The organism is Stenotrophomonas sp. S49 (genome assembly GCF_016624905.1).
Taxonomy (GTDB): domain Bacteria; phylum Pseudomonadota; class Gammaproteobacteria; order Xanthomonadales; family Xanthomonadaceae; genus Stenotrophomonas.
The window spans coordinates 1-13058 of the sequence record NZ_JACVUD010000114.1 but is presented as its reverse complement, the minus strand read 5'-3'; the positions used below and the strand labels follow the sequence as shown (position 1 = coordinate 13058).

Here is a 13058-nt window from a genome sequence, read left to right as displayed (position 1 = left end):
GGCTACCTGCTGGCGCTGCCGCAGCGGTGCGGGGGGCGCGGGGCTGGGCCCGGCGCTACCCGACGAATACCGGGCCACGCCCGGCGGAGACGCGCGCACACCGGTAGCGCCGGGCCATGCCCGGCGAGCGCGGCGCGCTCAGTCTTCGTCGGCGCTGTCGGTCTCGTTGCCGTCGTTGTCGTCATCATCGAAGCGCTGCTCGCGCACCGGGCCCGAGGCCGGGCCGGCGGCCTTCAACGGGTGTGCGGCAATGCGCGCTTCGTAGTCCTGTACCAGCGCTTCGCGCTGCGGCTCGCTCAGCTCCTGCCAGTGGCAGTCCAGCAGTGCGCCTTCCAGCGAATAAAGCAGGTTCAGGCTGGGCTTGAAGCCGGCCCGCTTGACCTTCACGAAGGCCCCGACCGCGCCCAGCGCGGCCAGGTCTTCGCGGCTGCGCAGACCGACCTGGCGCAGCCAGGCCGCACTCTTCGGGCCGATGTTGCGCAGCTTGGCCGCGCTCATCCCAACGCCTCCACGAACACGCGGGCGACGGCTTCCAGGCCGGCCTGGTCGTCACCATCGAAGCGGGCGACCTTGGGGCTGTCGATGTCGAACACACCAATCAGTTCATCGCCGCGCAGCAGCGGTACCACCAGTTCCGAACGCGAGGCCGAATCGCAGGCGATGTGGCCGGGGAAGGCATCCACGTCCTCCACGCGCTGGGTCACGCGCTGGCTGGCGGCGGCACCGCACACGCCCTTGTCCAGCGGAATGCGCACGCAGGCGGGCAGGCCCTGGAACGGGCCGACCACCAGCTCCTTGCCGTCGTACAGGTAGAAGCCCACCCAGTTCAGGTCGGGCAGGGCGTGGTAGACCAGTGCGGAGAGATTGGCCGCATTGGCGATGCGGTCGGTCTCGCCGTAGACCAGGCCACGGGCCTGTTCCAGCAGCTGGGCGTATTGTTCCGGCTTGCTGCCGGTAAGCGAGGCGTTGGCGAACATGGCCGCAGTCTAGCAAGCGCGCCCGGCCAGCGATAATGAACGCTCTGTTGCCCTGCTGGAGCCCTTGCCATGCCGTTGCCCACCGTGTTGCCACCGGCGCTGTTCGTCACCGGCACCGATACCGAGATCGGCAAGACCGCGGCCAGTACCGCGCTGCTGCACGCGCTGCGCCGCCGCGGCCTGCGCGCGGTGGGCATGAAGCCGGTGGCCAGCGGCAGCCACGATCTGGGCGAAGGGCTGCGCAACGACGATGCGCTGGCGCTGCAGGCGGCCAGTGACCCGGTGCCGGCCTATGCCGATCTGAACCCGTATGCGCTGCGGCAGCCGCTGGCGCCGGAGCTGGCCGCTGCCGAAGACGGCGTGCAGGTGCAATTGGCGCCGATCGTGGCGGCCTTCGAGCGCCTGCGCGCCACCGCCGATACCGTGGTGGTGGAAGGCGTGGGCGGCTGGATGGCGCCGCTGTCGGCAGAGCTGGACCAGCTGGACCTGGTGCGCGCACTGCGGCTGCCGGTGGTGCTGGTGGTCGGCCTGCGCCTGGGCTGCGTGAACCATGCGCGGCTGACTGCGCAATCGCTGCAGGCGGCCGGGGTGGAGTGCCTGGGCTGGATCGGCAACCACATCGACCCGGCCATGCAGCGCCAGGACGAAAACATGGCCACGCTGGTGCAGCGCCTGCCGATGCCCTGCTGGGGCCGGCTGCCCCATCTGCGCGGTGCCGACGGCCGAACCCTGAGCCAGCACCTGGGCGCAGAGCAGCGCGCGGGCCAGCGGTAGAGTCGACTGTCAGTCGATTATCGCGCGCAGCGCGGGGTTTTCAGGCGTTCCATCGGAAGCAGTCGACTGACAGTCGACTCTACCCCGTCGTCACCCTGAGCGAGCACCTGGGCCCGGGTCAGCGCGCGGTGCAGCGGTAGAGTCGACTATCGCGCGCAGCGCGGGGTTTTCAGGCGTTCTACCGGAAGCAGTCGACTGACAGTCGACTCTACCCCGTCGTCACCCTCCCGTCGTCGTTTCCAGCCGGTCATCACCGTGCCGCCAACTCCCGCGCGATCGCGCCCAACCGTTCCACTGCGCCGACGAACCGTGCATCCAGGCTCTGGCAGCACGACAGCCGCAGGCAGTGGCGGTAGCGGGCACCGCGCGAATAGACGTGCCCAGGCATGAACACGATGTCCTGCTGCAACGCGCGTTCGAACAGCTCGCCGGTGTCCACGCCGGGCACTTCCAGCCACAGCAGGAAGCCGCCCGACGGCTCGGTGGCGCGCGTGCCGGCCGGGAAGTGCTCGGCCACCAGTTGCCGCAGGCGGCCCACCTGTTCGCGGTACAGCCGGCGCATGCGATGCAGGTGGTGCTCGTAGCCACCGCCTTCCAGATAGGCGGCCACGGCATCGGCCAGGAACTGCGGCTCGCCGCCGGTGCTCTGGAATTTCAGCAGCGCGATGCGTTCGGCGAAGCGCCCGCCATCGAGCCAGCCGATGCGGTAGTCCGGCGCCAGCGTCTTGGAAAAGCCGCCCACCACCATCACCCAGCCGTCGCGATCAAAGGCCTTCAGCAGCGGCGCCGGTGGCTCGCTGAACTGCAGTTCGGCGTACACCGCATCTTCGATCAGGGGCAGCTGGCGGGCGTTGACCAGCTCGGCCAGGCGCTGCTTTTCGGCCACCGGCATGCTGCAGCCCAGCGGGTTGTGCACGGTGGGCATCACCACCACGGCCGCCAGCGCGGTGTGGTCCAGCAGGGCATCCAGTGCGTCCACATCCAGCCCGTGTTGCGGGTGGGTGGGAATTTCGATGGCACGCAGGCCCAGGTTGGCCAGCAGCGGGTACAGGTTGAAGTAGGACGGCGCTTCAATGCCTACCGCATCGCCGGGCTCGGCCACCGCGCGCAGCGCCAGCTGCAGTGCTTCCATCGCACCGTGGGTCAGCAGCAGCCGGTCGGCATGGGTGTGCAGGCCCATGCGCGGGCCGCGGCGCACGATCTGCGCCAGCAACCGCGGTGAGCCGTTGGTGCGTGCGTAGGTTTCCAGCGTGTGCTGGCCGTGGCGCAGCACCTGCGCCGTGTGCCGGGCCAGCTGCGCGCCGGGGTAGAACTGGCGGCCGCGCGGGCCGGCGAACGCCAGATCGACCACGCCGGGGCGCTGCTGCGCGGCCAGCACCCGTGCCATCGACGCGTGTTGCTGCGGGGCGGTGGGAGCCGAGGGCGCATCACGCAGCGAGCGCTGCGGCGCCGACAGCCGTGGCGCCACCTCGAAGCCGGCCTTGGGGCGCGGGATGACCAGACCGGCATCTTCCAGTTGCCGGTAGGCGGCGATCACGGTGTTCAGGCTCAGCTGGCGCTGCGAGGCCATCTGCCGCAGCGAGGGCAGGCGGCTGCCCACCGGTAACCGCCCGCCATGGATGGCTTCGGCCAGCTCGTCGGACAAGCGCTGGTAGCGGGGCGCGGCCACGCCGGCCTGCTCATCTGTATCCATCGTTCTGGCCATGGTCTGGCTCTGTACCCGTCTTGCCCGCGAGCCTAGCATGTTGCTGTCGGACCGGCCTGATCGGGGCAGGGCCGAACTTTCGCAGCGCACGGCCCTGGTGGCCGTGCGTTTTTTTTTGCCGCGGGTTCGTGGCGTCGCGCTTGCTGGACCGATTGACCCAGGTAGAGTCGAGCTTGCTCGACTGATTGACCCGGGTAGAGTCGAGCTTGCTCGACTGATCGGCAAAGCAGTCGAGCAAGCTCGACTCTACAGAAGCGGGGTGCCATCAGCGCATCGGTACCAGCGTTGGCTGGCGGCGGTACAGCGCCGGGAACTGGCGGCCCAGCGCGGCCAGCTTCGGTGCGTCGTAATAGCGGATGTACGCGGCCTGCGGGTAGTTGGCCATGTAGTTCTGGTGGTAGGCCTCGGCCGGGTAGAAGCGCTGGCCGCTGGTGATCTGGGTGACGATCGGCGCGCGGTAGACACCGGCCTGCTGCAACTGGCCGACGTAGGCGCGGCTGGCTGCCAGTTGGCGGGCATCGTCGCTGAAGATCGCCGAGCGGTACTGGCTGCCATGGTCCGGGCCCTGGCGGTTCAACTGGGTGGGGTCGTGTGCCACGGCGAAGAAGACCTGCAGCAGCTGACCGTAGCTGACCTGGCGCGGATCGTAGTCCACCTTCACCGCTTCGGCATGGCCGGTATCACCGCGGCTGACCCGTTCGTAGCGCGCGTTGGCGGCGCTGCCACCGGCATAGCCCGACACGGCATTGCTCACACCTTTCACGTGCTGGAACACGCCCTGCACGCCCCAGAAACAGCCGCCGGCGAACACCACGCTGGCATGGGTGGCATCGTCGGCGAACGCGGCCGCGCCGGTCGGTGCGGGCAAGGCCATGGGCGCAGGCGCGTCAACCGGGGCGGCCACGGCACCCCGGTCCAGCAACAGCACCCCTGCCACCAGTGCGCTGGCGACCAGGCCGGCCACGCCGGCGGCAATTCCCTGTTCAAAGGACAGCTTCATCGCATCCTCCCGGTTCAACCGAAGGTAAAGGCGTAGGCCTGTACGCCCGCATCAAGGAACTCGATCTCGAAACGGTGCGGCGCTACCGCACCGCGCTGGCGCACCAACTGGTACAGCCGGTGTTCGTCGACCACGCCGCTGCCATCGGCGCGCACATCCGTGCCGGCGTCCGCGGCAGGCAATGGCCTGCCATCCAGCAGCACGCGGAAGCGCACCGGGCGTCCGTCCGCGCCGGGGGCCAGCACCAGATGCAGGTCGCGTGCATGGAACTGGAAACCGATGCGACCGCCGCTCTGCTGCAGTTGCGCCGCTTCATCGCTTACCGTCCAGCGCCCGGCCAGCCCCCACTGGTTCAACTGCAGCGCAGCGGGCAGGGTGTAGTCGAACGGCGTGTCGTCGCGCTGGCCGCCGGGCGAGGCGAACTGTTCGGCACGCGCATGGCCCAGGTAGGTTTCCGGTGAACGCAGGTTGCCCATGTCGGCCTGCGCGGCCACGCCCTGCAGATCGGCGGCAGCGGGGTCGGCCGGTGCCGGCAGATCGGTCTGCCCGGCCTCGGTCAGCAGGCGACGGATCACCTGTTCGGAATGCGCATAGTTGCCCTCGCCGAACTGGTGCGCGCGGATGTTGCCCTGCGCATCCACGAAGTAGTGCGCCGGCCAATAGTTGTTGTTGAACGCGCGCCAGATCGCGTACTGGTTGTCCAGCGCCACCGGGTACTCAACCTTCAGTTGCTGCACCGCCTTCATGACGTTGCGCGGGTCGCGTTCGAAGGCGAACTCCGGCGTGTGCACGCCGATCACCACCAGGCCGTGGTCGCGGTAGCGGCGTTCCCACTCGTGTACATAGGGCATGGCGCGCAGGCAGTTGATGCACGAGTAGGTCCAGAAATCGATCAGCACGACTTTGCCGCGCAGCTGCTCGCGGTCCAGCGGCGGGCTGTTCAACCAGCCGGTGGCGCCGGTCAGTGCGGGCAGGGTGCCTTCCATGGGCAACGGTGCATCGGCCGCAGCAGCGCTGGCCGACATCATCATCGACGGCGGCGATGGTTGCGCGCCGGGCACGGCATCGAGCAGACCCTGTTCGATGCGCGCGGTGCTGACCGTGGACAGGCGGGTCAGCAGGCCGGTGTCCCAGCCCAGGCCGATGGCCACCACGGCCAGCAGCGCGGCAACGCCCAGCAGCTTGCGCACGGCGTCGCCCAGGCCCAGGCGCGCCTGCAGCGCACGGAATACGCGCCCGCCCACCCACACCGCCAGCGCCAGCGCGGTCATCGCACCCAGCGCATAGGCCAGCAGCAGGGCACTGCTGCCCACGCTGGCGCCATGCAGGGCGGCGCCGGTCAGCACCAACCCCAGGATCGGGCCGGCGCAGGGCGCCCACAGCAGGCCGGTGGCAATGCCGATCAGCAGCGAGGTACCGGCGCCACCCCGGCCGGCGGCATCAGCGGCGTCAGCACGCGCGCTCAAGCGCGCACCCACGCGCTGGAACGGCGCCAGCAGGTGGTCGGCCAGGCGCGGCCACAGCAAGGCCAGCGCGAACAGCGCCATCAGCACCAGCGCCACCCAGCGCCCGATCTGGTTGGCCTGCGCCACCCATTGGCTGCCGACGGCGGCCAGGCTGGCCACCACGGTGAAGGTGAGTGCCATGCCCAGCAGCAGCGGCAGGGTGCTGCGCAGGAACGGCCTGTCGGCACGCGCGAACACGAACGGCAGCACCGGCAGGATGCACGGGCTGAGCAGGGTCAGGGCACCGCCCAGATAAGACAGCAACAGCAACAGCATGGTCAGGCTCCTGCAGCAGAAGAAGAGGCACCCACGGGCACGCGCCAGCCGCCGGCGGCGTCCTGCCGTGCCGTGCCGGGCTGGAACAGCAGCGCCACCCCGTTCATGCAGTAACGCAGCCCGGTGGGGCGCGGGCCGTCGTTGAAGACGTGGCCCAGATGGCCGCCGCAGCGCCGGCAATGCGCTTCCACCCGCAACATGCCGAAGGTGGTATCGCGGTCCTCGCCCACGGCGTTGTGCAACGGCGCCCAGAAGCTGGGCCAGCCGGTGCCGCTGTCGAACTTGGTGGACGAGGAGAACAACGGCAGGCCGCAGCCGGCGCAGACGAAGGTGCCGCTGCGGTGCTCGCGGTCCAGCGGGCTGCTGCCGGCACGTTCGGTGGCCTGCTGGCGCAGCACCGCGTACTGCGCCGGGGTCAGCAGGCGGCGCCATTCGGCATCGCTGCGCATCACTTCAAACTGGCGTTGCGGGCGCGCTTCAGCGGCTGCCGGCGTGGCCCGGCTGCAGGCGGCCAGGCCAAGCAGGCCAGCGGCGGTGGCGGCACCGCCCAGACCCAGCAGGTGGCGTCGGGTGAGGGGCATGGCGGACTCCGGGAAGGGGCGACGGGGCCATGCTGCGCCTGCCCGGGTCAACGAATCCTCACGCAGGATTCAATTTTTCGTGAGGTATCGGCCGCGCTCCCGCGCCACAATGCGGGCAGCCTCCCCACTGGCCCCGAGCTGCCGATGTCCGCAAAACGCGTCCTGATTGTCGAAGACGATGTCCATATCGCTGATCTGCTGCGCATGCACCTGGCCGACGAAGGCTATGCGGTGATGCACGCGGCCACCGGCGATGCCGGCCTGCACCTGCTGGAACAGGATGGCCCGTGGGACGCGCTGGTGCTGGATGTGATGCTGCCGGGCGTGGACGGGCTGCAGGTCTGCCAGCGTGCGCGCTCGATGGCGCGCTACGTGCCGATCATCATCATCAGTGCGCGCGGCAGCGAGACCCAGCGCATCGTCGGCCTGGAGCTGGGCGCCGATGACTATCTGGCCAAACCCTTTTCGATGCCCGAGCTGGTGGCGCGGGTGCGCGCGCTGCTGCGCCGTGCCGAAGCCATGGCCCAGAGCGCCCGCATCGATGCCGGCGCGATCGATCTGGGCGGGCTGCGGCTGGACCCGGTGGCGCGCACTACCTCGGTGGAAGGCAACGCGCTGGAACTGACCCCGCGTGAGTTCGACCTGTTGCTGTTCTTCGCCCGCCACCCCGACCAGGTGTTCGCCCGCATGGAACTGCTGAACCAGGTCTGGGGCTACCAGCACGATGGCTACGAGCACACGGTGAACACCCATATCAACCGCCTGCGCAGCAAGATTGAAACCGACCCGGCCAACCCGCGCCGGCTGCTGACGGTGTGGGGGCGCGGCTACAAGCTGGTGGACCCGGCCGGGGCGGGCGCATGATCACGCCCAATCTCTGGCAGAAGCTGGCCGCGGTGATCGCCGCGCTGATGCTGGTGTGCTGCATGGCCCTGCTGGCGCTGCAGATGCGCGCCAATACCCGGCACGAACAGGAAGTGGTGCAGCGGCTTTCGCTGGGCCTGGCCGAGCACATCGCCCAGCGCAGCGAACTGATGGACACCAGCGGCATGCGCGATGCCGCCGTGCGCGCGCTGTTCGGCCAGCTGATGGCGGTCAACCCCAGCGTGGAGGTGTACCTGCTGGACGAGCAGGGCCGCATCCTCGGCCACGATGCGCCCAGCGGCCACCTGCGGCGCGACCGCGTGGACGTGGCGCCGCTGCGCCGCCTGCTTGCAGGCGCGCCGCTGCCGATCCTGGGCGACGATCCGCGCAGCGAGCGCGGCCGCAAGGTGTTCAGCGTGGCGCCGCTGGTGGTGCAGGGGCGCCCGGCCGGCTACGTGTACGTGGTGCTGGTGGGCGAGCACCGGCAGATGCTGGCCGATGATCTGGCCGCCAGCAGCCAGTGGAACACCACGCTGTGGTCGATCGTGCTGGTCGGCAGCCTGGGCGTGCTGGCCGGCCTGCTGGCCTTCTACTGGGTCACCCGACCGCTGCGGCGGCTGACCCGGCGCATCCAGGCGTTCGACATCGACGCGCCTTCGGTGCTGCCGCCGTTGGCACCGCTGCGCCCCGGTGAGCGCGATGAACTGAAGATCCTCGAACATGCCCATGCGCAGATGGCGCAGCGCCTGGGCGAGCAGTGGCAGCAGCTGCGCCAGCAGGATCTGCAGCGGCGCGAACTGGTGGCCAACATCTCGCACGATCTGCGCACGCCGCTGTCGTCGCTGCATGGCTACCTGGAAACCATGGCGCTGAAGGAGGCCACGCTGGCGGCGGATGAACGCCGCCGCTATCTGGGCATCGCCCTGGCGCAGAGCGCGAAGGTGGGCCGACTGGCACGCGCGCTGTTCGAACTGGCGCGGCTGGAACACGGCGAAGTGCGCCTGGAATGGGAGGTGTTCGCGCTGCCCGAGCTGGTGCAGGACGTACTGCAGAAGTTCGAGCTGGCGGCACAGGCACGCGGGCAGCGGCTGCACGCCGACGTGCCGCAGGGCCTGCCGCTGGTGCGCGCCGATCTGGGCCTGGTGGAGCGCGTGCTGACCAACCTGCTGGATAATGCGCTGCGCCACGCGCCGGATGGGGGGCAGGTCACGCTGGCCCTGCGCGGCACAGAGGACAGCGTGCAGGTGAGCGTGGCCGACGATGGCCCCGGCGTGGCACCGGCGCTGCGCGATGGCCTGTTCCAGGCACCGGCAGCGCTGGGCGCGCGGCGTGGCGACAACGGCGGGCTGGGCCTGTTGATCGTGCAGCGCATCGTGCAGCTGCATGGCCGCCGCATCGAACTGCGTGACAGCGCGCAGGGGGCGCTGTTCGTGTTCAGCCTGCCGCGTGCGGACAGCGCGGCGGCCTGACGCGCCGCCGTCCCGCCGGGCATGGCCCGGCACTACCGTGATGCACGCGACCGGACCCATCGTCGGTAGATCCACGCCATGCGTGGATGCGCCTGGCCGAATCGCAGGCATAAAAAGACCCGGCAGAGGGAGGGATCTGCCGGGTCCGGATTGCATGGGGGGAGGGACCCATGCAATGAGCGTGGGCGTAACGTCAGTGGCTGTTGGCCGTGGCGTCCGCCGTGGATTCGTTGTGGCCCTGTACCAGTTCAGACCAGGCCTTTCCGGCCTGCAGGCCCAGATCGACCATGTCCTGCTGGGCCTGGCCCAGCCGCTGCAGGTTGTCCTGCCACAGCTGTGCGCCCTTGGGCAGCAAACCTGCCGGGTCCTCGCTGCGGGCCAGTTCGCCCAGCCAGCCGCCGGTCGCGGTCAGGTTGCGTTCCATCACCTTCAACTGCACACCGAACATGCTTTCCGCGTTCTCCAGCGCCATCCGGTTTGCACGGGTGGCGGCCGCCGCCAGCTGGCGGGTGGCATCACTGAAACGATCGGCGAAGGCGTTGGCCATGGCTGCGTCGAAGAAGTTGATGCAATGCAGCATACGCCGATCATGCCGCATTGCAACAAAAATAACGAAGGCGCCCAAGGCGCCTTCAAAATACCTTCAGGATCAATGGCTTGATCAGCCGCCCGGGCCGCGGTAACGGCAGCCGGAGGTGCAGGTTTCGTGCACGGTGATCTCGCTCAGCGCGGGCAGTACCGGCTTCAGCTCGTTCCAGATCCACACGGCCAGGTTCTCGCTGGTGGGGTTTTCCAGGCCCGGAATGTCGTTCAGATAGTGGTGGTCCAGGCGCTCGTAGATCGGCTGGAAGGCCGCTTTCACGTCGCCGAAATCCATGATCCAGCCGGTCTGCGCGCCGGGCTCGCCTTCCACCTTCAGTTCCACCCGGAAGGAGTGGCCGTGCAGGCGCGCGCACTTGTGCCCCGGCGGCACGTTGGGGAGGCGGTGCGCCGCCTCGAGCATGAAGACTTTGAAGATTTCCATGCCGCGATTGTACGCCGCCAACCGCGCGCTGGCCCCCTGGCATCGGTTGCTGATGTAAACATTTCATTTCCATCTTGATAAAGAGATGTTAGCTTCTCTTATATCCGTATGAAGAGATGTTATTGGTCCGGACCGGGTCAGGCATGGACTACTGCGGAACTTGTCGTCACCACCACCCCACGAACGTCATGCCCCAGAACACCCTCCTTGCAGCGGCCCTTGCGGCTGCCCTGGCCACGCCGTTGTCCGCGGCGGCCGACACCTCCACCGACGCCAGCGGCGAGGCCAGCACCCTGGCCGCCGTGCGCGTTACCGGTTCCAACATCAAGCGCTCCGACACCGAAGCCTCCAACCCCGTGCAGGTGATCGGCCACGAGCAGCTGCAGGCCAGCGGCAAGGCCACTGTGGCCGACGTGCTGCGCTCGATCTCGGCCAACACCGGCAACGCCGCCAACGAAACCACCAACAACGGTTGGGCATCGGGTTCGGCCGGCATCGGCCTGCGCGGCCTTTCGCAGAAGAACACGCTGGTGCTGCTGAACGGCCGTCGCCTGGCCAACTACGGCTTCCCGGCCGGCGGCCTGTCGGACACCTTCGTCAACCTCAACGCGCTGCCGCTGGTGGCCGTTGAACGCATCGAAGTGCTCAAGGACGGCGCCTCGGCCGTGTACGGCTCGGACGCCGTGGCCGGCGTGGTCAACATCATCACCCGGCAGAACTTCCAGGGCGCCGAAGTCGGCGGCAGCACCGGCACCGCCGACCAGGGCGGGCTGGACGAACAGAAGCTGCATTTCGTCGGCGGCATCGGCGACCTGGACAAGGACGGCTACAACATCCTGGTCAGCCTGGAAGGCTACAACCGCGATCGCCTGGACCAGGACCAGCGCGACCTGACCAAGAGCGGCATCTACAGCGACCAGCCCGGCGGCCGCTGGAACGGCTGGTCGGCCAAGGGCGCACGCTATCTGGTGAACGGCGTCTCGGTGCCGATGCTGGACGCCAACGGCAACTGCCCCACCGGCACCACCCTGGTGGCCAGCGCGCCGATCGACGGCCTGGCCGGCAACACCTGCGGCTTCAACCAGGCGCCGTACACCACCCTCATTCCGTCCACCAAGCGCTGGCAGGCCTACGTCAACGGCACCTTCCGCGTCAGTGACAACGTCGAAGCCTTCGGCGAAGTGCTGTACAGCGATATCAAGGGCGTGTCCTGGTTCGGCAGCAGCCCGTACTTCACCCTGGAAAGTGGCCGTTTCGCGCTCAATGCCGATACCGGGCTGGCCGAACCGGTGTCCTCCAACCTGCCGGCCAGCAGCCCGTACAACCCGTATGGCCGCGCCATTCCCATCGAATACACCTTCTTCGACCTGGGCGGCACCATCAAGACCAACCGTTCGCAGGCCTACCGTGGCCTGGTCGGCCTGCGCGGCAGCACCGACAACTGGGATTGGGAAGTGGGCGCCTTCGGCGCACGCAGCAGCGAGCGCGAAACGGTGTCCGGTGGCTTCGCCAACCGCTGGGCCCTGGCCGATGCGCTGGCCACGGGCAGCTACAACCTGCTGAACCCGTCGGCCACCCCGGCCGAGGTCATCAACGCGATCAACATCAGCACGTTGCGCCCGGCCGAATCGGTGCTGCAGGGCATCGATGCCAAGGTGTCGGGCACGCTGGGCCGCACCTGGGCCGGTGATATCGGCTTCGCCGCCGGTGCCGAATGGCGCCGCGAAAAGCTGGATTCGGAAAACCCCTGGCAGATCGACGCCGGCTTGCAGATCCGCCCGGCCATCGCCGAAGTGCATGGCGAGCGCAAGGTCACCGCAGCCTACGCCGAAGTGAACGTACCGCTGGCCTCCACGCTGGAACTTTCCGCCGCCGCGCGCGCCGACCACTACAGCGATTTCGGCGATGCGTTCTCGCCGAAGCTGGGCCTGCGCTGGCAGCCGCTGGACATCCTGCTGGTGCGCGCCTCGGCCTCGAAGGGCTTCCGCGCGCCGTCGCTGTCGGAGAACTCCAACAGCACCAGCATTTCCTACGGCAGCGTGATCGATCCGCGTGATCCGGACGTGCCGGGCTCGCGCCAGAACCCCACGTTCTTCACCGTCGGCAACAACGATCTGAAGCCTGAGCGCACACGCAGCTACAACCTCGGCTTCGTGCTGTCGCCGTGGTCGAACACCAACCTGAGCGTGGACTACTACAAGATCGAGCTGGACAACCTGGTCGGCACCAACAACAGCCAGACCCTGGTGACCGACAACGTGCCCGGTGCGGTGTTGCGCGATGACCGCGGCAAGCTGCTGGCGGTGTACAACCGCTACCAGAACCTGAGCAACCTGAAGACCTCGGGCATCGATGTGGAACTGCGCCAGCGCATTCCCACCGAATCGTTCGGCGACTTCACCGTGTCCAGCGCCTTCACCCACGTGCGTGACTACCGTCGCCCCACCGTGGTCGGCGGCCCGCTGGTGGATTACGCCGGCAGCAACCTGGGCGCCACCCTGCCCAAGAACAAGGCCACCACCACGCTGGATTGGCACTACGCCGATGTAAAGGCGGCGCTGACCTGGTACTACACCAGCGGCTACGACCAGAAGGCCAGTACTGCGGCCGCGGCCGTGCAGGATCGCGTGGATGCCTACAACCAGCTGGACCTGTACCTGGCCTACACCGGCTTCGAACAGCTGACCCTGTACGCAAAGGTGCAGAACCTGGCCGACAAGGCACCGCCGTACGACGCCTCGTTCCCCGGTATCCGCGCGCCGTACGACTTCACCCAGTACGACCTGCGCGGGCGTTACTTCACCGTCGGTTTCGATTACCGCTTCTGAACCACCGGCCGGGGGGGGGGGGGGCGGGGGGGGGGGGGGGGGCGGGGGGGGGGGG

The 13058-nt window shown here is 68.6% G+C and carries 12 protein-coding genes; 4 read left to right on the top strand and 8 right to left on the bottom strand.

Annotated elements, in window-relative coordinates; translation table 11 throughout:
* Positions 1 to 138 precede the first annotated feature (138 nt).
* Both IAE58_RS18095 and IAE58_RS18090 read right to left on the bottom strand, forming a co-directional pair.
* Complete coding sequence (locus IAE58_RS18095) at positions 139 to 498, bottom strand: TfoX/Sxy family protein (protein ID WP_199933205.1); 360 nt, start codon at positions 496 to 498, stop codon at positions 139 to 141.
* Positions 495 to 977, bottom strand: a complete 483-nt coding sequence (locus tag IAE58_RS18090) for a GAF domain-containing protein (protein WP_199933206.1) — start codon at positions 975 to 977, stop codon at positions 495 to 497. Before IAE58_RS18090 ends, IAE58_RS18095 begins: the two co-directional genes overlap by 4 nt.
* Before the next feature lie 84 nt (positions 978 to 1061).
* Here IAE58_RS18090 and bioD point away from each other — a divergent pair, with 84 nt between their 5' ends.
* Entirely contained in the window at positions 1062 to 1751 is a 690-nt protein-coding gene (bioD, locus tag IAE58_RS18085) for a dethiobiotin synthase (protein ID WP_199933208.1), read from the top strand.
* Between the two features lie 250 nt (positions 1752 to 2001).
* Here the strand turns inward: bioD and IAE58_RS18080 are convergent, their stop codons facing one another.
* The 4 genes from IAE58_RS18080 to msrB form a co-directional block, all read right to left on the bottom strand.
* A complete protein-coding gene (locus IAE58_RS18080) occupies positions 2002 to 3444 on the bottom strand; it encodes a PLP-dependent aminotransferase family protein (protein WP_199933207.1) in 1443 nt (480 codons plus the stop codon).
* Between the two features lie 277 nt (positions 3445 to 3721).
* The gene (gene msrA, locus IAE58_RS18075) at positions 3722 to 4456 is read right to left on the bottom strand and encodes a peptide-methionine (S)-S-oxide reductase MsrA (RefSeq protein ID WP_199934633.1); all 735 of its coding nucleotides are present in this window, start codon (positions 4454 to 4456) and stop codon (positions 3722 to 3724) included.
* Positions 4457 to 4470: 14 nt separating this feature from the next.
* A complete protein-coding gene (locus IAE58_RS18070) occupies positions 4471 to 6237 on the bottom strand; it encodes a cytochrome c biogenesis protein CcdA (RefSeq protein ID WP_199934634.1) in 1767 nt (588 codons plus the stop codon).
* A 2-nt stretch (positions 6238 to 6239) separates the two neighbouring features.
* Positions 6240 to 6818, bottom strand: coding sequence for a peptide-methionine (R)-S-oxide reductase MsrB (gene msrB / locus IAE58_RS18065; RefSeq protein WP_199934635.1), 579 nt, complete (start codon positions 6816 to 6818; stop codon positions 6240 to 6242).
* A 144-nt stretch (positions 6819 to 6962) separates the two neighbouring features.
* Here msrB and IAE58_RS18060 point away from each other — a divergent pair, with 144 nt between their 5' ends.
* Positions 6963 to 7682 carry a response regulator transcription factor gene (locus IAE58_RS18060; RefSeq protein WP_199934636.1) on the top strand — a complete coding sequence of 240 codons (720 nt, stop codon included), beginning with the start codon at positions 6963 to 6965 and terminating at the stop codon, positions 7680 to 7682.
* Positions 7679 to 9151 carry a HAMP domain-containing sensor histidine kinase gene (locus tag IAE58_RS18055; protein WP_199934637.1) on the top strand — a complete coding sequence of 491 codons (1473 nt, stop codon included), beginning with the start codon at positions 7679 to 7681 and terminating at the stop codon, positions 9149 to 9151. Before IAE58_RS18060 ends, IAE58_RS18055 begins: the two co-directional genes overlap by 4 nt.
* A gap of 193 nt (positions 9152 to 9344) precedes the next feature.
* Here the strand turns inward: IAE58_RS18055 and IAE58_RS18050 are convergent, their stop codons facing one another.
* A complete protein-coding gene (locus IAE58_RS18050; protein ID WP_199934639.1) occupies positions 9345 to 9698 on the bottom strand; it encodes a phasin family protein in 354 nt (117 codons plus the stop codon).
* Positions 9699 to 9812: 114 nt separating this feature from the next.
* Positions 9813 to 10175: a 6-carboxytetrahydropterin synthase QueD gene (gene queD / locus IAE58_RS18045; RefSeq protein ID WP_108748405.1), complete on the bottom strand. Its 363-nt coding sequence runs from the start codon at positions 10173 to 10175 to the stop codon at positions 9813 to 9815.
* A 188-nt stretch (positions 10176 to 10363) separates the two neighbouring features.
* Between queD and IAE58_RS18040 the strand changes: the two genes are divergently transcribed.
* Complete coding sequence (locus tag IAE58_RS18040; protein ID WP_199934638.1) at positions 10364 to 13003, top strand: TonB-dependent receptor; 2640 nt, start codon at positions 10364 to 10366, stop codon at positions 13001 to 13003.
* Positions 13004 to 13058: the final 55 nt, after the last annotated feature.

What these genes read in the sequence shown, in the direction of transcription:
- IAE58_RS18095 (WP_199933205.1), bottom strand. Translation starts at nt 498, where the DNA reads ATGAGCGCGGCCAAGCTGCGCAACATCGGCCCGAAGAGTGCGGCCTGG.
- IAE58_RS18090 (WP_199933206.1), bottom strand. Translation starts at nt 977, where the DNA reads ATGTTCGCCAACGCCTCGCTTACCGGCAGCAAGCCGGAACAATACGCC.
- IAE58_RS18080 (WP_199933207.1), bottom strand. Translation starts at nt 3,444, where the DNA reads ATGGATACAGATGAGCAGGCCGGCGTGGCCGCGCCCCGCTACCAGCGC.
- msrA (WP_199934633.1), bottom strand. Translation starts at nt 4,456, where the DNA reads ATGAAGCTGTCCTTTGAACAGGGAATTGCCGCCGGCGTGGCCGGCCTG.
- IAE58_RS18070 (WP_199934634.1), bottom strand. Translation starts at nt 6,237, where the DNA reads ATGCTGTTGCTGTTGCTGTCTTATCTGGGCGGTGCCCTGACCCTGCTC.
- msrB (WP_199934635.1), bottom strand. Translation starts at nt 6,818, where the DNA reads ATGCCCCTCACCCGACGCCACCTGCTGGGTCTGGGCGGTGCCGCCACC.
- IAE58_RS18060 (WP_199934636.1), top strand. Translation starts at nt 6,963, where the DNA reads ATGTCCGCAAAACGCGTCCTGATTGTCGAAGACGATGTCCATATCGCT.
- IAE58_RS18055 (WP_199934637.1), top strand. Translation starts at nt 7,679, where the DNA reads ATGATCACGCCCAATCTCTGGCAGAAGCTGGCCGCGGTGATCGCCGCG.
- IAE58_RS18050 (WP_199934639.1), bottom strand. Translation starts at nt 9,698, where the DNA reads ATGGCCAACGCCTTCGCCGATCGTTTCAGTGATGCCACCCGCCAGCTG.
- queD (WP_108748405.1), bottom strand. Translation starts at nt 10,175, where the DNA reads ATGGAAATCTTCAAAGTCTTCATGCTCGAGGCGGCGCACCGCCTCCCC.
- IAE58_RS18040 (WP_199934638.1), top strand. Translation starts at nt 10,364, where the DNA reads ATGCCCCAGAACACCCTCCTTGCAGCGGCCCTTGCGGCTGCCCTGGCC.